Raw genomic sequence first — 16,721 nt, forward strand, 5'->3', positions numbered from 1 at the left:
CCTGATGCCAGCCCGGATGTCAGCCCGGATGTCAGGAGGTGCGCGGAGTCACCAGGCCGGATTCGTAGGCGAGTACCACTAGTTGGGCGCGGTCGCGGGCGTGGAGTTTGGTCATGGCCCGGTTGATGTGGGTCTTCGCGGTCAGCGGGCTGATCACCATGCGGTCGGCGATCTGGTCGTTGGACAGGCCCTGCGCGACCAGGGTGACGGCCTCTCGTTCGCGACCGGTCAGCTCGTCAAGTCCCGTGTCGGCGACGGTGGGAAGCGGTTGGGCGGTGAGGTACCGGTTGATCAGCTTGCGGGTGATGGACGGGGCCAGCAGGGCGTCACCGCGGGCGGCGACGCGTACGGCGTGCACAAGGTCGTCCGGCACGATGTCCTTGACGAGGAATCCTGCGGCTCCGGCGCGCAGCGCGTCGAGGACGTACTCGTCCATGCCGTAGTTGGTGAGGACGACCACGTGCACCTGGGCCAGTGCCGGGTCCGCGGCGATGCGCCGGGTGGCCTCGATACCGTCGACGACCGGCATCTGGATGTCGATCAGCACGATGTCCGGCAGGTGCTGTCTGGTGAGCTCCAGGCCCTGCGCGCCGTCGGCGGCCTCGGCCACCACCTCGATGTCGTCCTCGAGGTCGAGGAGTGCGCGGAATCCGCTGCGGATGAGCGGCTGGTCGTCGACCAGCAGGACACGGATCATGAGGTCTGCTCCACGGGGAGTTCGGCCTGGACGGTGAAGCCGTGCTCGCTGCGCGGCCGCGCGCGCAGCCGGCCGCCCAGGGCTGTGACGCGTTCACGCATGCCGAGCAGTCCCAGGCCGGGCGTCGGTACCGTGTCCGGGGTGGCCTTGCCATCGTCATCGACCTGGACGGCGAGTGAGCCGGTCCGGTAGTCGATACGGACCGACGCGGTCGAGGCACCGGCGTGCCGGGCGACGTTGGTCAGTGACTCCTGCACGATCCGGTAGGCGGTCCGGCCCACCGCGGCCGGGACGTCGGGCCGTTCCCCCTCGATCGTCAGCGTCGTCTCAACTCCGGCCCTGCTCGCCTGCTCCACCAATTCCGGGATGTGGTCGAGCCCGCGGGGCGGGGTGGTGTCGTCATCGCGCAGCGCCTCCAGGGTGGCGCGCAGCTCCCGGGTCGCCTCACGTCCGGCCTCCTGGATCGCCAGCAGAGCCTCGGGGACCTGTTCGCCCCGCCTGCGGGCCACGTGGACGGCGACTTCCGACTGCACCTTGATGATCGAGATCTGGTGCGTGAGCGAATCGTGCAACTCCCGCGCGATGTGCAGCCGCTCCTCGTCCGCGCGGCGCCGCGCGGTCTCCTCCCGGGTGCGCTCGGCTTCGTCCGCCCGCTGCTCGGCCTGCCGCAGTGCCTCCCCCGCGGCGAACGCGGCGATCAGCCAGGCAGCTTCGAGGACGTGCCGGGCCTGCGTCAACGCCTCGCCGGCGGGCCCGTCGTGGAAGACCAGGGCGGTGACGTGAAGCACGGCGATCATGGTCACGGATGCCACCACCGTGAGGGCGCGGTACCCGGCCCGTACGGTGCCGTACACCGCGACCAGGTACGGGACGGAGAGCACCTCGAAGCCGGCCGCCAGGTACCCCGCCGCACACAGCCCGGTGACGGCCAGGACGGCCAGGGGGGCGCGGCGACGCGCGACCAGGGCCAGGCCGCCGACTGCCAGCAGCGCGTAGCCGAGCACGTCGGGGCCCCTGCCCGGGGGCTCCTCGGACAGCCCCGTGCCCAGCAGCAGGGCGGCCACGCCGAGGGCGATCGTCCAGTCTCGGACCCCGGCCGGGACGCCGAACCGTCCTTCATTCATGCGCGCACCCTAACCGGATGCCACCGCTCGCAAGTCCCGCTCGAGGACGAGCAGCCGACTACCGCGCCCGCGGTATGCACGCGGCGTCTGCCGCGTCCGCAGCAGGATCCTGCCGCAGCGGTGGCAGCGCAAAGTGACTGCGTGCGCGGGACGACCGGCGGTGCGGTCGGCAGACATGCTCAAGTCACAGCGGCACCTTGGAATTGCCCTACGAGAAGAACGGGGACAGGCATGAACGCAGCAGAGCTTGTGATCGCGGCTGCCGAGGGCGGAGTCATCGGCGACGGACGGACCGGGGCCAACCTGGCCCTCGGGGTAGGGCTGGTCGGCGTGGCCATCGGCTGGCTGGCCCTGGCCCGCGCCGCCGGCCGCGTCAGCACCGGCAACGCGCGCACCGGCGCCATGTCGGCGATGGCGGTGGGGCTGGTCGGCACGCTCCTCGCGGTGCTGCACCTGGCCACCTCCAGTGGTGGTCCCGGCACCGGCAACGGGCTCGTCGGCGCCATCGTGGCCGTCCCGTTGGGGCTGGCCGCCATCGTCCTCGGTCGCCGGGCACTGACCCGCTCCCGCACCGTGCCGACCGGCTGAATGACTGAACGGCTGAACGGCTGAACGGCATTCGAGGAGAGGGGTGTTGAGGACAATCAGAGGTACCCACCAGCTCGCGGCGAGCCGGCGTCCGGCAGACGTTGCTGCATCGGCAACAAACCTCGCGTGCTTCCTGCTGCCCGCTGGAGAATCGCCGGTACCGCCCTTGGCGGCAGAGACGCCGGCCCGAGTCCTGGCTCCTCGTCCGTACCGGCTCCACGCACGACGCCCCAGGAGGAACGATCCATGTCTCAGACACCCGCCGCTGACCGCGCCCACCGTCTGGTGTCCTCTCCGGCCGGTCGAACACACTTGGTGGAGCAGGGCAGCGGGCCGCTCGTCCTGCTCGTGCACGGGTTCCCCGAGTCCTGGTACTCCTGGCGTCACCAGCTGCCCGTACTGGCCGCCGCCGGCTACCGCGCGGTGGCCATCGATGTCCGCGGCTACGGACGCTCCTCCAAGCCCGATGCGGTGGACGCCTACCGGATGCTCAACCTGGTGGAGGACAACGTCGCCGTGGTGGAGGCCCTGGGCGAGCGGTCCGCGGTGATCGTCGGACACGACTGGGGCGCGACCATCGCCGCGACGTCCGCCCTCGTGCGGCCCGATGTGTTCCGCGCGGTCGGCCTGCTGAGCGTGCCCTACACACCGCCCGGCGGCCCCAGGCCCAGCGAGGTCTTCGCGCAGATGAGCGGCACCGAGGAGTTCTACGTCTCCTACTTCCAGCGGCCCGGCCGGGCCGAAGCTGAGATCGAGCCCGATGTCCGCGGCTGGCTCGCGGGGTTCTACGCCGCCCTGTCCGCCGACACCATGCCCGCACCCGGCGCCCCGGATCCGCACTTCATCAGCCGCGGCGGCATGCTGCGCGACCGCTTCCCCGCCGACGTGCTGCCTGCCTGGCTCAGCGAGCACGACCTCGATGTCTACGCCGGGGAGTTCGAACGCACCGGCATGACCGGCGCCCTCAACCGCTATCGGAACATGGACCGCGACTGGGAGGACCTGGCCGGCTTCGCCGGAGCCGCCATCACGCAGCCGTCGCTGTTCCTCGGCGGCAGCCTGGACGCCTCCACCACCTGGCTGGCCGACGCCGTCACGGCGTACCCCACGACCCTGCCCGGCCTGGCCGCCTCGCACATCCTCGACGGCTGCGGCCACTTCATCCAGCAGGAACGCCCCCTGGAGACCAACCGGCTCCTGACCGACTGGCTTCCCCAGGCCGTCTCTCCAGGTTCGGATGCCCGGCCGCTCGGTCAGTCCACCGGGTGACCGGGCGAGATGGTACGGGCGTCGTCGAGGCGCAGCAGCGGCCTGTCGTACGCCTCGTGCTCGCCCCACTCGACCGGGTCGAGGACGAAGCCGATGTGGTCACCGCCGCCGACACGCGTGATGATCCGACCGACGAACCACGCCGGCGTGTCCTGAAGGACGACGGCCCCGCCGTGCCCCTCCCGCCAGCGGACGTGACGGAACTTGTCCTCCCGGTCTCCGGTGCGTCCGCCGAACAACTCGGCCAGGGCACGCTGTTCGCGGGCCAGCAGGTGCACCGCCAGGACCTGCGCGGTCCGTGCCACCCGGAAGGTGTGGTTGACCTCCGAGAGCCACACCACGAACCGCACCGGCCGGATGGAGCACTGCGAGGCGAATCCGACCAGGCAGCCGGCCCGTTCGCCGCCCGCCGCGGCCGTGACCACACACATGTCGGGGTTCAGCCGCCCGACGAACTCGTCCATGCCCGCCATGCCCAAGCCGCTCCCCTCACCCGTGACTCCGCCTCGGCGTCACCTCACCACGGAGCGCGGGTCCATGCCATCCAGCGCGGCCCACCCACCGCCCACGGTCTCCCCATTGGGCGGCAGTCAACGACACCCCGGACCGACGATCAGATGATCGGAAAGAAGCGGCCGCTCAACCGGACGGCGTGACCGAGGACCATACGCCGAACCACTGCTCGGCGCCGTGCTCCTCGAACCGCTCCACCTCGGTGAACCCCAGCTTCGCCGCGAGGCGCATCGCACGGTCGTTGGCGGTCCGGGTGGTGAGCACCACCGGCTCGCCGGGAAGGACGTCGGCGAACCAGTCGAGTGCCGCTGCGCACGCCTCGGCGGCGTACCCGCACCCCCACGCGTCCGGCAGGAACATGTAGCCGAGCTCGGCCTCCCCGGCATCCGGACGGACGTGCCCCGGACGCTCCGCGTCACGCCGATCGAGCGTGATCATGCCGATCATCGCTCCGTCGAGTTCGCTCACGAAAAGGCCGGGGCGCCGCCCGGGCACCTCAGGCACCGCGCGTTCGAGCTCATCACGCGGTCGAGGGCCACCGATGTAGGTGCCCACCTCTGGCGATGCGAACAGCTCGATGAACGCCGCACGGTCCCGGGCCTCGGACTCGCGGAGCACGAGCCGCTCGGTCCTTATCGGGGCGGGCGGCCAGGCGACAGGTCCGAGTTCCGTCATGGCGGCAACCTATCGCACGCCCGTGAAAGGGTCGCCCTTCGACGGCCGGGCCGCACTGGATGTGCCGAGGGTGACGACTACTTTGCCGAGCCGGGGTTTTTGCGCTTGTTGGCATTGAAGCGCGCCTTCTTCTGACGATTCCCGCACGTGTTCATGTCACACCATTTACGGGTGCGACTTTGACTGGTGTCGAAGAAGGCGGCTCGGCAGGTCGGCGAGGCGCACAAGGCCAGTTTTCCGTCGCGTTCGCCTGCGAGGATGCTGATCGAGTCGGCGGCGATAACGCTCAGGGCGTCTTCTACGCAGGAAGCCGAGCCAAGTCGCCATTGCCGAGTGCTCTCGGGCGTCAGGACAGCCGCGGCCCGACCCTGAATGCTGCAGTCATTGATGACTTGGACAGCTGACGCAGGGAGAGGCTCGTGGAGCGCGGCCGCTGTCAGGGCGGCGTGAATTGATTCCCTCAGTTCCCGAGCGAGTTCGTGCTGGGCGGTGGTGCAGGACTCGACGGCGAGGCCATTCACTGCCAGCCAGTCGACGAGTCGCTGCGGCGTGGGAATGCGTTCCACAGCGTTGCCACGCCGCTCCGTCAGAGTCGCCGTGAAGCTGGTCGCCAGCACCTTGCCGAGACGGAAGTCAGGGAACCGAGCATGCATGGAACCACCTTAGCCGGTTGCACGCTGACATCGAGCCATGCTAGAACCGGCTTAGCCGGTTCATGAGAGATCCAAGCCGGTAGCCGGTTCCACGACGACCAGGAGGTCTCATGCCCAGCGACGTGCAAGCATTTGAAGCCCACGCGACTGACGCTGACCTCGACGATCTACGCGCGCGACTGGCCGCGGCACGGCTGCCGGAAGCTGAGACGGTCTATCGCGCAGCGCCCGACCCTCGCCGATGGGAACAGGGCGTTCCCCTTGCCGACCTCGTCGAGGTCGTGAACTACTGGCGCACCGGGTACAACTGGCGGTCGTTCGAAGCGCGCCTTGACCAGATCGGCCAGTTCCGCACGACCATTGACGGTCTGGGAATCCACTTCCTGCACCGCCGATCCGCACGCGCGGATGCCACTCCTCTGATCTTGACGCACGGCTGGCCAGGCAGCATCGCCGAGTTCATCGATGTAGTGGACGAGCTGGCGGATCCGAAGGATGCGGACGCGCCGGCGTTCCACGTCGTGGTCCCGTCGTTGCCAGGCTTTGGTCACAGCGACAAGCCGACCACCACCGGGTGGGGAATCGAAAAGATCGCGGCCGCGTGGGTGGAACTGATGGGACGGCTCGGCTACAGCAAGTTCGTAGCCCACGGCGGCGACTGGGGAGGTGTGATCACTACGGTCCTCGGCGGCAGGTTCCCGGCGCACGTTCTCGGCATCCACACAACGACCGCGCAGGCGCCGCAGGGGTTGACAACGGACGGGCTGACGGCGGCCGAGCGCCAATGGACCGAGGAAACCCGCGACTTCTGGGGCGGACACCGCGCGGCGTACGCGAAGCAGCAGGCGGCCCGACCGCAGACCATCGGCTACTCGCTCGTCGACTCACCAGTCGGGCTTCTCGCCTGGATCCTTGACAAGTTCGCCGAGTGGACAGATACCGAAGACAGCCCGTTCGAGACGATTTCCAGAGACCGCATTCTTGACGATGTCACCCTGTACTGGCTGACGCGGACCGGCGCATCGGCGGCCCGCATCTACTACGAAAGCCACCTCTCGCTCGACCCCCGACTTCGGGTCGATGTCCCGTCGGCAATCAGTGTGTATCCTCGCGACATCGAGAAGTGTCCGCGCGCCTGGGCACAGGAGCGGTACCGACAGATCGTCCGATGGAAGTCACCTGAAACCGGGGGACATTTCCCGTCGCTGGAGGTTCCCGAGTATTTCGTCAAGGATCTGCAAGAAGGTCTCGCGGCAGTGCTGGCCGCCAAGCGGTGAACGCGGCTGGGTCTGAGCCCGAATCCACCGCCTGCTGATCCGATGGCGCGAGCTGACGCTGTGTGAGGTAGTTCGGCGAGAGCCGCCGGTTCCGGCCAGGGATCAACCGCCGGCCTGCACCGGGTCTTCCACAGGTTCGTCTCCGATCGGGGCCCTTGGCGGCCCTCGGCCCGACCCACCCGCTGCCGAACGGAACGGTCAACTCCCCCGCACCGTTCGGCATCCGACCTGTCCCGTGGGGGATGGGGTCTCCGGCATCCCCTACGGGCCCCGAGGGGTTATCCCCCTTTGCGGCCCGGGGGGCCGCTCCATGGCCCGGCGGAGCGCCCGACGGACATGATCCATCCATGACTTCACGGCGAACAAGAATCCGGATCCTGGCTGGTGCGGCGGTCCTCGGCAGTGTGTCCGCCCTGCCGGCCCCGGTCTCGGCGGCGGCCGGCTCCCACAGTGAGCGGGCACAAGGCGGGGCCGTGGTCTCCGTCGACCAAGCGGCCGACCTCACAGCGGAGGAAGTGGACGGGGAACTCCGGGGAAAGATCGACTCGTCCCAGGTCCGTTACGGCGTGACCGCCTATCGGGTCACCTACCGCACCACTGACAGCGCGGGCGCCCCCACGACCGCGAGCCAGCTCGTCGTCCTGCCCAAGAACGGGGCGCGCCACCTGTCCACCGTCTCCTGGCTGCACGGCACCACCGTCTACCGGGGGGACGTCGCCTCGGAGAATCCGAAGTCGAACGACCGGCTCGTCGCCCTGCTGTTCGCCTCGACCGGCCGGGCCGTTTCGGCGCCCGACTACGTGGGCCTCGGCTCGGGCGAAGGCTTCCACCCCTACGGTGACCCTCGGGCCACCGTCGCGGCCTCGGTGGACGGCCTGCGCGCGGCCCGGACCTTCGCCCACCGCACCGGCCGGGAGCTGAAGCGGAAGGTTCAGGTCAGCGGGTTCTCGCAGGGCGGCCCCGCGACCATGCTGGTGGGCCGGGCACTTCAGCAGAAGGGCGCCGACCGCTACTTCAGGCTGGGGGCACTCGCCCCGGTCAGCGGCCCCTACAACCTCTCGGCCTTCGAGGCCGCCGCGGCCGACGACAAGATCGCCAAAGCCAGCATCTACCTCGCCTACTTCGCCATCGCCTGGAACAAGATGTACGGCCTTTACACATCACCCGGCGACGCCTTCCGCTCCCCCTACGACAGCAAGGTGGAGGGTCTCTTCGACGGCCATCACACCGTCGGGCAGATCGTCAGCGAAATCCCGGCGGCCTCCAAGGACCTGTTCACCGAGGACTTCCTGAACAAGATACGCCAGCCCGACGGTGTCCTGAAGGACAGGCTGCGCCCGATGGACAACACGTGCGACTGGCGGCCGAACGTACCGGTGGAGATCTTCCACGGCCGGGGCGACAAGGACATCGACTTCAGTCACGCGGCCTACTGCGCCGACCAGTTGGCGAGGAACGGCGCCGCACGCCGGCTGACCGACGTCGGCGACTACGACCACAACGCATCGGTGCGGCAAGCCCTGCCCCGGGTCATCAGGTTCTTCGACGAGTCGGCGAAGACCGACTGAAACGCGCCACGGCAACGGCAACCAGGAACTCGGCGAGGCTGGTCGAGCGGAGGGTGCACCCGACCGTGCCGTTCGTCGCCTGCCGGACACGACCCACGGCCGCACCCAGGGACACAGAGCCGTCAGAGCGGGTTGAGGCGTGCCTTGAGCAGGCAGAACTCATTGCCCTCGGGGTCGGCGAGAACGTGCCACTGCTCCTCGCCGGTCTGGCCGATGTCGGCCGGACGCGCCCCGAGCTTCAGGAGACGTTCGAGCTCGGCGTCCTGATCGCGGTCGGTGGCGTTGACGTCGATGTGCAGCCGGGACTTCCCCGGCTCCGGCTCCTCCCTGCGGCTGAGGATGATCGTCGGCTGCGGGCCGCCGAATCCTTCGCGCGGTCCGATCTCGAGCGTGCCGTCCTCTTCGCGATCGAGCACTACGAAGTCCAGGACCTCGCACCAGAACCGCGCCAACACCTCGGGGTCGCGGCAACCGAGCACGAGCTCACTGATACGACATGCCATGGACGAAACCTGCTCTCAGCGTGGGAACTACCGGGGCGGCCGCGCGCGGGGTCCTTGGACTCCGCGCAGTGGGAACACGCCCGAGACCGTACCGGGCGAGGCGAGCAGGCGCGAAGGGATTTGGGCCTCCGCCTAGAGTTGGGGTTCGGCTCCGGGGCGCGGCCACCGGCCCTTCGTCACCGGTCGACCGCGGGAAACGGGCTTGAGTCCCTTTACGGGTCCGCCTGACGTGCTGTGAGCTCTCGATGATCACGCGCGCAGGCAGCCTGGTCCGTGGCAGGATGACGGCCGTTCACCCGAAAGGCCGATGCCGCGTAGTCGTCGCGGCCGCGCAGAGCGACGAGGTCGGAGAGCTGGGACATGGTCGCCTACCACTCGTCCGCGCTGGACGGAGTCGCCGCCAACCCGGCCCTTCCCACACCGCTGCTGCTGCGACTGATCGCCTTCGACGGCGGGGGTCATGGCCCTCCCTTCCAAGCCCTCCACCGGCCGGGGCTGCCCGAGCCGGCCGTGGCGGCCGTCCTCACCCACCCGGTCCTGAACGCGCGAGTCCAGTTCGCGATGAGCGGCCAGGCGGATGCCGAGCAGCGGGCCCGGCTCGCGAACGACTCCTCGCCCAGGGTGCGGGCCGCCGTCGCATACGGACCCGAGTGGACCCACGATCACCGGACGAAGGTCCGTCCGCTGCCGGACGCCGTGTGTGCGCGTCTCCTGGAAGATCCCGAACCCTCCGTGCGGAGCGCGCTGTTGGACTCGCGCCACTTGGCGCCGTCCTTCCTCGCCTCCCTGGTCCGGCATCCTGATCCGGCCGCACGACACGCCGCCCTGCGCGTCTGGGACGAACTGACACCTGACGGGCGTACCGCGCTGCTCGACGACGCCGACCCCGAGGTACGGCGGTCTGCCGCGCTGTGCGCTTGTCCTCACGACGCGCGGCTCACGGCGGCGCTGCTCCGCGACTCCGCCGCCCTGCCCGAGGCGCTGAGCCACGGGCTTCTGCGTCGCGCGGACGCCGAGCGGTTCCTCGCCGAGGGCGTCCACCTGGTCGAACTCGCCGGTAATCCGTCCCTGCCGGCCGACCTCGTCGACCGTCTCGCCGTCCACCCCGACGACAGCGTGCGGCTCGCCGTCTCCCTCCGGCCCGAGCTGACCGAAGCCCGACGCGCCGCGATCGACTTCACAGTGGCCCCGCACGCACAGGAGCATGTGGGCTGGGTGGCGGCCGGCATCGCCGATCAGGGGGTGCTGCGCCGGGCGGCGACGTCCACCCATCCTCTGCTGCGCCGCGCCGCGGCCCGCAGCCCCCATCTGCCGCCCGATCTCCTACGGCATCTCGCCGCGGACACGGATGTCGTCGTGCGCACCAACCTGGCCGTGCATCACCCCGACACCCCGGAGGAGGTCCTGATGAGCGTGTACGCACGGCTCGGCGGGACGTTCTCCGCCTGGATGGCGACCGGCCACCCCCACTTCCCCCGGGAGGGGCTCGCCGCCCGCTTCGCGGACCATCCGGACGGGATCTACCGGCAACTGGCAGTCCGCGACCCGGCCGCCGGCCCCGACCTGATCGAACGGCTCAGCCACGACCCGGACGTCTGGACGCGCCAGGCGGCGACCCGCGACCCGCGCCTGCCGCTCCCCCGGCTCCTGGAGGCGCTCGCCCTGCCCGAGCTGGCCTCCAGCGCGGGCGCCAACCCGGCCCTTCCGGCAGGTGAGATGGCGGTGGTCATGGACGAGGCCGGCGTGCCCGCATAGCACCCCTTCCCGGTGCTGTTCAGGCAGTCCACGCGGCCCGCGCCCTGCCGGCCGGGGTCCTCACTCCCGATACGGACGGCACCGAGCCGCACCGCCAGGCCAGCCGGGCGCCCGTGCCGCTGCCCAGGAGCCTCACCGTCGCTGTCGACGACACAGGCGGAACCCCGTGGTTCAGCTACAACGAGTCCAGAGCAGACCGCACCCACACCGACCACGACGCGTCCGCCTCGCCTACGCGCCCGCCGTGGTGGCCACACCCGCGCCGGCCCTCAGCCGTGCGTCGACCGCCGCCTCGGCCTCCTCGACCGCGTCGACCATGCGGTGCGCTACACGCGCGTCGCCGACGGGCCGCACTCGATCGCGCTGACACGGGCCCGCTCGATGACCTCGACGCCCGTCTCCGCGAGCCGTTGCAGCATCGGACAGACGGTGGTGATCCCGTCACCCTCGCCGAGGTGCACGCAGTTCGTGACGAGCACCACGCGCGCGTAGCGGGGTGCGAGGGTCTGTGCGACGAGCGCGGCGTCCAGCCTTGCCTCGTAGGCACGGTCACCGTCACGCCGACCCTCGCCGCCGGCGGCAGCGCGACCAACACCGTGCCGGCCGAGGGCACCTTCCACGTGGACGCCCGCGCCACCACCCGCGCCGAACAGGACGCCCTGCACCAGCGGATGGCCGCGCTCACCCCGGTCCTGCCCGGCGCCGCGCTCACCGTCGACGGCGGTCCCAACCGCCCGCCGAGGGAGGCGAGCCAGGCCGCGCACCTGCTGGCCCTCGCGCGCGCCACCGCCGCGGACCTCGGCCTCGGGCACATCCGCGCGCTCAGCGTCGGCGGTGCGTCCGACGGCAACATCACCGCCGGGATCGGCGTTCCCACCCTCGACGGCCTCGGCGCGGTCGGCGCGCACGCGCACGCCGAGGGCGAGTACGCGATCATCGCCGAAATGCCCCGTCGATCGGCTCTCGTCGCCGGCCTCACCGCCCGACTGCTGCCGCCGGCCTGACATCACCGCGTCGACCGCAGCGGCCGCCGACCGTCGGCTCGCAGGTCACGGCTCGACAGAGCTCTGAAGATCGCCTGCACGATCCTGCTGGGCGACATGGATCTCGGCAGTCGGCGCATCACCGTCGGCGGCCGCATCCGCCCGCTTGGCGACCTCACCCGCCATGCTGTTCCGGACCGGCTCGACTACCGTCTCAGCCGGCGGTGCAGGCGTTCGGCGTCGTAGATTTGCGCGCTCATGCCCCACTGTGGTCCGTCGTAGGAGGACCGGCGAGCACCCCCGCCCCTGCAGTTGCGGTTCTTGCCTTCCGGCTTCAAGGTGCCGACTCCCATACGCGCGGTCGTGTCAGCCGCTTCTTCCTCAGCGCCGGCGCCCTCGGCTACGGCACCGGGTCACGCACTCGCCCTGATCAAGCTCGCAGCTACGAACGCTCACACGTCTGGGGGACCGTGGCCCGCAGTTCCCTCACCAGAGCGCGCATCACAGCCGACGAGGACCGGCCTGTTGACGCCGCCCCTGCCCGTACCGGCCAGCCATGCCCGCACCCTTCACCAAACGGCGGTGTCTCGTGTGTCCAGGATGTCCTTCAGAAGGCCAGGTCTTTCCACCACCACGCGATGGACGGGAGGCATCGAGGGTCCTGTTGGCTGGTGCGAGGGGTGTCCGTCCAGTGGCTGGGGGCCGTCTGGGCGGGAATGCGGGGCTGGGGAGCGGGGGCGGGGGCGGGATTGTTTCGGGTGAGGTAGCGCGGGACGTGCAGGCCCCATTCAATGTTGCCGCGAATGCCGTGTCCGAGGTCGGTGAGGTAGTGGCGCAGCGGTGCGCTGGCGCGCGGTGTGATCAGGTCGCGCAGGCGGAGGAAGCGCTCCAGCACCGCGTCGCGCAGGGCGATGGCCTCGTCGATGGCTTGTGGGAGGGAGTGGTCGTGGTGGGCCATGAGGACGCTGACGATGTTCTGTCCGGTCTGCCGGCGGCTGATCTCCCGTGCGTGGGAGTGACGGTCGTTGTCGAGCGCGGCGACCAGGATGGCCATTTCGGTCAGGGCGCAGACCGCGGGTGAGTCCATCTCGCGGTCCGGTACGTCGAGGCCGTTGGCGATCTCCAGCATGGCGTAGGTGGGCTCGCCGCCGGCTGAGTGCAGACGCATGGCGAGGTACTCGTCGAGGTCGGGCATGTGGCCCGTGGCCCGGTTGCCGATCTGCCACTGGACGCCGGTGAGCCAGGCGCGGTGGGCATGATGGAAACGGCGGTTCTGAACGGGGCCGGCGGACGCGCGGAAGAGTTCCCCGATCTCGTGCAAGGCTGCCGCGTAGGGGTCGGCGCAGTGCAGCAGGCCCGGTACCTCCAGGGCGCGCTGGACCGAGAAGGCCATGGAAGCGAACGCGGCGGGATCGGTGGCGAAGGGTCCCTCGTCGCAACGGGCGTCATCGAACGCGAAACCCCAGTAGACCCAGCACGCTGTGATCCACAGCCGTTCGAGGTCGGCGTGCGGGGCGAAACGGGAGTAGAAGTCGGCGCTGCGGGTGCCGGCGAATCGGGCGCGTTCGGCGTCGCCGCGGCACAGGCCGCTTCGGTGGACCCAGGCGAGCGCACGGCGCTCGGCCTCCTCGGCCTGGGGGTGGATGGCGGATTCGATGGGGCAGTAGAAGGGTGGGCTGTCGACAGCGGTACCGGCCACCGGATCTCCTCTCTCCCGGGGGGTGATACGCGGCCTCGTGTGACGCGGGCGGTCAGGTGGCGCGGACTACGACACGGGTCGCGATATGGCGCAGGGCGTGGATGGTCTGCGGGCTGAGCATGGTGGGGTCGAGGGTGCGCAGCGCCGTCTCGTACCGCTCACTGATCATTCCTTCGACCATGTCGCGGGCACCGGTGCGCTGGAGGATGTGCCGGACGCGCCCGGCGTCCTCGGCCTCGAGGTCCGGTCTGCCGATCAGGGCTTCGAGCGTCCGGCGCTGATGCGGCGTGGCGTGTCTCAGGGCGAGGGCCATGAGCACGGTGGCCTTGCCCGACCGGAGGTCGTCGAGGACCGGCTTGCCCGTCAGGGCGGGATCGCCGAAGACGCCGAGAAGGTCGTCGCGGAGTTGGAACGCCTCACCGAGGGGAAGCGCGTACGCCGAGCACAGTCCGAACAGCCTTCTGTCGGCGCCGGCGAGGGCGGCGCCCAGGTGCAGGGGTCTTTCGACGGTGTACTTGGCGGTCTTCAGCCGGGCGATGGCCATGGCGTGTTCGACGTCGTCGGTGGGCCGTCCGGTGGCCATGAGGTCCATGTGCTGGCCCAGGAGGACCTCGCCGCGCATGGTGTCGATCAGCGGCAGCACGGTGTCACGTTGCCGTGTGCTCAGACCGGCCGTGTTCATCAGGGCGTCGGAGCAGGTCAGAGCGAGGTCACCGAGAAGGATGGCGGCATGGATGCCGAACGCGTCGGCGTCCGGCCTGGCCCGGTGCCGGGCAGCGAAGGCCCGGTGGACGCTGGGGCGGCCCCGGCGTGTCTGACTGCCGTCGATGATGTCGTCATGGATCAGAGCGAAGGCGTGGAAGATCTCCAGGCTCGCCGCCGTACGCCACAGGGCTTCCTCACCGTCACCACCACCCGCGGCCTGCCAGCCCAGGACGCACAGCAGTGACCGGATGCGTTTGCCGGGAGCAAGGACGAAGTCCCGCAAGGACTGGGCCAGTTCGTCGCCGCATCCCCGCTGCGGCGGCACGGTGGGCGGCGGGCGGCGCAGGAAATCGGCCAGGACGGTGTCGACGCGGTCGCGGATGGCGTCGAGGTCGAGCGCCTCGGTGAGATCTGTGCTCATCGGGTTTCCTCAGTGCGGTCGGGACTGAGCGAGGTCCGGCGTCCCGGTCACCGGTCTTTGGTGTAGTGGTTCCAGAGCATGGCGGTGGCGAGCGCCAGTGACATGTCCGTCGCTGTTCTGCGCCGGCCGGTGGAGCGGTCCGTCGAGTGGGCCCCGTTGAGGGTCATGCGCATGCTCAAGTCCCGGTTCGACAGGTCCTTGGTGATTCCCCGTAGTTGCTGGGGCGCGGCAGTCCCGGCCGTGATCACCTCAAGGGCGGTACGGACGGCCTGCTGCGGGGAGAGGGACTCCTTGACCAGGTCGGTGACGATGCCGACCAGTTCCTCGGAGAAGACGTCGATGAGGGAAAGCTCCGGGCACAGGTGCCGGATGGACCCCTCGATGTTCGCGAAGGACTTGCCCAGGATGGAGACCATCGGGCTGGTACGGATGCCACGGCGCGTGGAGTGCTGCAGAACGGCGGTGAGCGTCACACCGAAGTTCAGTTCTTCCAGGGAGGCTGTCGCGATCTGCGGTACGAGCGCGGCCATGTCGCCGGCGAAAGCCGAGGTGTTCGACCACGGGGTGGCGCTGCCCATGTCGATCCAGGCCCGGGCGGTGCCGGCTCCGTCGTTCATCGCCAGATTCAGCAGCATCAGCAGGATGCTGGTGCTCATGGGCCGGTCGATGCGTCCGACCATGCCCCAGTCGATCATGGTGGCCGGGTGGCCTGGGGCTACGAAGATGTTCCCCGGGTGCGGGTCGGCGTGGAAGATGCGGTCGACGAAGTAACCGCGGTACATGAAGGCGAGGAGATCCTGCCCGATGGCCTTGCGTTCTTCGGCACTGAACGCGTCCTTGTCCGCCTCCCGGATCGGCGTTCCGGGGGCGAGGCTCTGCACCAGGACCCGTCCGGTGGCCTTGAGTACCTCGGGCACCGCGACGTACTCGAAGTCCGCTGCCGCTCGGGCGGCCTCGGTCATGTTCCGGGCTTCCATCACGAAGTCGAGCTCGGGCCGCATCGCGTCGAAGACCACGTTCAACATGGCCTCGATGTCGATGACTTCGTTGAAGCGCCAGGCCCGGCGGGACACGGAACGTGACAGGGTGCCCATGAGCTTCATGTCCGCACTGACCGTCTCGCGTACGCCGGGCCGCTGGATCTTGACCGCGACCGGTCGGCCGGACGGCAGTTCCGCCCGGTACACCTGGGCCAGGGAAGCCGTGCCCAAAGGGTGCTCGGTGTCGATGTCGCGGAATCGCCCAGCCCACCCCGGTCCCAACTCCTGCTGGAGGACCGGCTCGAAGTCACTGAAGGGGGCGGGCGACGCCTCGTCCTGGAGCTTCTCGAACTCGTCGATCATCTCAGGGGTCACGATGTCGGGCCGGGTGGCCAGCATCTGGCCGACCTTCATGTAGAAGGGCCCGAGACTCTCCAAGGCGTGGCGGATGTTGCGGGCCCGGCGTACGGCCCCCAGGTCCTCACCGCTTGCCGTCCTGCCCGAAGGCGTGACGGCCAGCGCCGCTTCCTGTCGGGCCAGACGGGCGGCCGTCCGCATCAGCAGACGTCCCCGACCCGCGCTCACCGGCCCTGCTCCCGCCCTCGGCCGTCCGCGGCTCCTGATCCGACCGCTCTCTCCGGCCGGCGCCGCGGGGGGCGGGCCGCCGGCGGATCAGCGTGCATCACGGATGCGGTCGATACGGTCGGCGAGGCGCGCCACCTCGTCCTTCAGAGCCCCGACGTCCTCCGCTCCACGTGAGCGCGGCACCGATGCTCCTCCGTCTCCCGGGTGGTCCGACCCTGCCCACCGTCTGTCCATGCGTCCCCGCAACAGCTCCAACTGGTCCTTGAGCGCCGTGAGTTCCTCCTGGTCCCCGGAGGGCTCACCGACGGAACGTGAACGCGTCCTCGCTCGGGAATCGGACGCGTAGGGCTCGCCCTCGTCCGGCCTCAGCCGGTGGTACCCGTCGTCACCACGGCGGCCGTCATAACGGGGACGGCCGTCACGACGACGACGGCGGCGGCCGTGTCGGCGGTCCCAGTCGTCGTCGCAGTCATCGTCCCAGTCCCAGTCGCAGTCGTCGTCGTAGTCGTCGTCATCCAGAGCCCGACTGACCGAGCGCCGCACACCGCATTCGAAATCCCCTGCTCTGTCCAGCGCATCGTCAACGAGGTCCTCCGTGGCACGCACGATCTTGCGCAACGCATGACTGAACGATGTACGGGAATTGCGACGGGACATGGCAAGCACCCTTTCCGGGAATTCGGCGGAAAACATGTGTACCGGCCTGACGGATGCAGGGACCCGGGA

The 16,721-nt window shown here is 69.8% G+C and carries 16 protein-coding genes; 6 read left to right on the forward strand and 10 right to left on the reverse strand.

The window, feature by feature from the left end; translation table 11 throughout:
- Positions 1 to 31 precede the first annotated feature (31 nt).
- Complete coding sequence (locus tag ABZ078_RS15885; protein ID WP_356575574.1) at positions 32 to 697, reverse strand: response regulator transcription factor; 666 nt, start codon at positions 695 to 697, stop codon at positions 32 to 34.
- Positions 694 to 1,821, reverse strand: a complete 1,128-nt coding sequence (locus ABZ078_RS15890; RefSeq protein WP_356575576.1) for a sensor histidine kinase — start codon at positions 1,819 to 1,821, stop codon at positions 694 to 696. Before ABZ078_RS15890 ends, ABZ078_RS15885 begins: the two co-directional genes overlap by 4 nt.
- A 231-nt stretch (positions 1,822 to 2,052) precedes the next feature.
- Here ABZ078_RS15890 and ABZ078_RS15895 point away from each other — a divergent pair, with 231 nt between their 5' ends.
- Together ABZ078_RS15895 and ABZ078_RS15900 are read left to right on the forward strand one after the other, a co-directional pair.
- Positions 2,053 to 2,409: a DUF6223 family protein gene (locus tag ABZ078_RS15895; protein WP_356575578.1), complete on the forward strand. Its 357-nt coding sequence runs from the start codon at positions 2,053 to 2,055 to the stop codon at positions 2,407 to 2,409.
- A 246-nt stretch (positions 2,410 to 2,655) separates the two neighbouring features.
- On the forward strand, positions 2,656 to 3,678 hold the full coding sequence (locus ABZ078_RS15900) for an alpha/beta hydrolase (RefSeq protein ID WP_356575580.1): 1,023 nt from the start codon (positions 2,656 to 2,658) through the stop codon (positions 3,676 to 3,678).
- Here ABZ078_RS15900 and ABZ078_RS15905 read toward each other — a convergent pair.
- From ABZ078_RS15905 to ABZ078_RS15915, 3 genes are all read right to left on the reverse strand, one after another.
- Entirely contained in the window at positions 3,663 to 4,151 is a 489-nt protein-coding gene (locus ABZ078_RS15905) for a flavin reductase family protein (RefSeq protein ID WP_356575582.1), read from the reverse strand. The two genes, ABZ078_RS15900 and ABZ078_RS15905, sit on opposite strands and share 16 nt — an antisense overlap.
- Before the next feature lie 166 nt (positions 4,152 to 4,317).
- On the reverse strand, positions 4,318 to 4,866 hold the full coding sequence (locus ABZ078_RS15910) for a GNAT family N-acetyltransferase (protein WP_356575584.1): 549 nt from the start codon (positions 4,864 to 4,866) through the stop codon (positions 4,318 to 4,320).
- Positions 4,867 to 4,943: 77 nt separating this feature from the next.
- Positions 4,944 to 5,519: a CGNR zinc finger domain-containing protein gene (locus tag ABZ078_RS15915; RefSeq protein ID WP_356575586.1), complete on the reverse strand. Its 576-nt coding sequence runs from the start codon at positions 5,517 to 5,519 to the stop codon at positions 4,944 to 4,946.
- 110 nt (positions 5,520 to 5,629) lie between these two features.
- Between ABZ078_RS15915 and ABZ078_RS15920 the strand changes: the two genes are divergently transcribed.
- Together ABZ078_RS15920 and ABZ078_RS15925 are read left to right on the forward strand one after the other, a co-directional pair.
- The gene (locus tag ABZ078_RS15920) at positions 5,630 to 6,796 is read left to right on the forward strand and encodes an epoxide hydrolase (protein WP_356575588.1); all 1,167 of its coding nucleotides are present in this window, start codon (positions 5,630 to 5,632) and stop codon (positions 6,794 to 6,796) included.
- A 347-nt stretch (positions 6,797 to 7,143) separates the two neighbouring features.
- On the forward strand, positions 7,144 to 8,364 hold the full coding sequence (locus ABZ078_RS15925) for a lipase family protein (protein WP_356575590.1): 1,221 nt from the start codon (positions 7,144 to 7,146) through the stop codon (positions 8,362 to 8,364).
- Between the two features lie 122 nt (positions 8,365 to 8,486).
- Here the strand turns inward: ABZ078_RS15925 and ABZ078_RS15930 are convergent, their stop codons facing one another.
- Positions 8,487 to 8,867 (reverse strand): VOC family protein, encoded by a 381-nt coding sequence (locus ABZ078_RS15930; protein WP_356575592.1) that lies wholly within the window; start codon positions 8,865 to 8,867, stop codon positions 8,487 to 8,489.
- Between the two features lie 360 nt (positions 8,868 to 9,227).
- Here ABZ078_RS15930 and ABZ078_RS15935 point away from each other — a divergent pair, with 360 nt between their 5' ends.
- On the forward strand, positions 9,228 to 10,622 hold the full coding sequence (locus ABZ078_RS15935) for a Mucin-2 (RefSeq protein ID WP_356575594.1): 1,395 nt from the start codon (positions 9,228 to 9,230) through the stop codon (positions 10,620 to 10,622).
- A gap of 455 nt (positions 10,623 to 11,077) precedes the next feature.
- On the forward strand, positions 11,078 to 11,626 hold the full coding sequence (locus tag ABZ078_RS15940; protein ID WP_356575596.1) for a hypothetical protein: 549 nt from the start codon (positions 11,078 to 11,080) through the stop codon (positions 11,624 to 11,626).
- Between the two features lie 586 nt (positions 11,627 to 12,212).
- Here ABZ078_RS15940 and ABZ078_RS15945 read toward each other — a convergent pair.
- The 4 genes from ABZ078_RS15945 to ABZ078_RS15960 form a co-directional block, all read right to left on the reverse strand.
- Positions 12,213 to 13,304: a hypothetical protein gene (locus ABZ078_RS15945; RefSeq protein WP_356575597.1), complete on the reverse strand. Its 1,092-nt coding sequence runs from the start codon at positions 13,302 to 13,304 to the stop codon at positions 12,213 to 12,215.
- 52 nt (positions 13,305 to 13,356) lie between these two features.
- Positions 13,357 to 14,430 (reverse strand): polyprenyl synthetase family protein, encoded by a 1,074-nt coding sequence (locus tag ABZ078_RS15950; RefSeq protein ID WP_356575599.1) that lies wholly within the window; start codon positions 14,428 to 14,430, stop codon positions 13,357 to 13,359.
- Positions 14,431 to 14,477: 47 nt separating this feature from the next.
- The gene (locus tag ABZ078_RS15955; protein WP_356575601.1) at positions 14,478 to 15,995 is read right to left on the reverse strand and encodes an AarF/UbiB family protein; all 1,518 of its coding nucleotides are present in this window, start codon (positions 15,993 to 15,995) and stop codon (positions 14,478 to 14,480) included.
- Between the two features lie 87 nt (positions 15,996 to 16,082).
- A complete protein-coding gene (locus tag ABZ078_RS15960) occupies positions 16,083 to 16,688 on the reverse strand; it encodes a hypothetical protein (RefSeq protein ID WP_356575603.1) in 606 nt (201 codons plus the stop codon).
- Between the last annotated feature and the right edge of the window lie 33 nt (positions 16,689 to 16,721).

It is taken from the genome of Streptomyces sp. NPDC006385, from assembly GCF_040612485.1.
In the GTDB taxonomy this organism is placed as follows: Bacteria; Actinomycetota; Actinomycetes; order Streptomycetales; family Streptomycetaceae; genus Streptomyces.